Raw genomic sequence first — 671 nt, 5'->3', positions numbered from 1 at the left:
CTGCTTTCGTGGCCGGTGTTCGCCGAGCGGATGGCTGTGTGTGAGCGGGCGTTGGCGCCGTTTGTCGACTGGTCGTTGTGTGAGGTGTTGACGGGTTCGGAGGAGGAGTGGTCGGGCCGGGTGGATGTGGTCCAGCCGGTGTTGTGGGCGGTGATGGTGTCGCTGGCGGAGGCGTGGCGTGCGGCGGGGGTCGAGCCTGGAGCGGTGGTGGGTCATTCGCAGGGTGAGATTGCGGCTGCGGTGGTTGCGGGCCGGTTGAGTGTGGAGGACGGTGCCCGGGTTGTTGCTCTGCGGTCGCGTGTGTTGCGGCGGCTTGCGGGGTCGGGTGCGATGGCGTCGGTTGCGCTGGATGTGGCGGAGGCGGAGGCGTATCTGCCGGCGGGTGTCACCGTGGCGGCGGTGAACGCGCCGGGGCAGATCGTGGTGAGTGGTCCGCCCGAGGAGATCGCCGCGCTGTGTGCTCAGTTGGATGAGCAGGGGGTTCGGGCACGGCGTATCGAGGTGGACTACGCCTCGCACCATGCGCAGGTCGAGGAGATCGCCGAGGAACTGCGTGTCGGGCTCGAAGGGCTGTCCTCGTGTGGCAGCGAGGTGGCGATGTGGTCGACGGTCACCGGTGAGCTGGTTGCCGATGAGGAGCTGGACGCCGCGTACTGGTACCGGAACCTGCG

At 68.4% G+C, this 671-nt stretch carries 1 protein-coding gene; it reads left to right on the top strand.

The features are described from left to right. Positions 1-671 (top strand): acyltransferase domain-containing protein (locus E0F75_RS39820; RefSeq protein ID WP_229315929.1); only part of this gene is annotated, 671 nt, incomplete at both ends.

The organism is Streptomyces sp. CB02980, from assembly GCF_014451325.2.
In the GTDB taxonomy this organism is placed as follows: domain Bacteria; phylum Actinomycetota; class Actinomycetes; order Streptomycetales; family Streptomycetaceae; genus Streptomyces.
The sequence above is the reverse complement of the archived record's forward strand: the minus strand, read 5'-3'. Positions and strand labels throughout refer to the sequence as shown.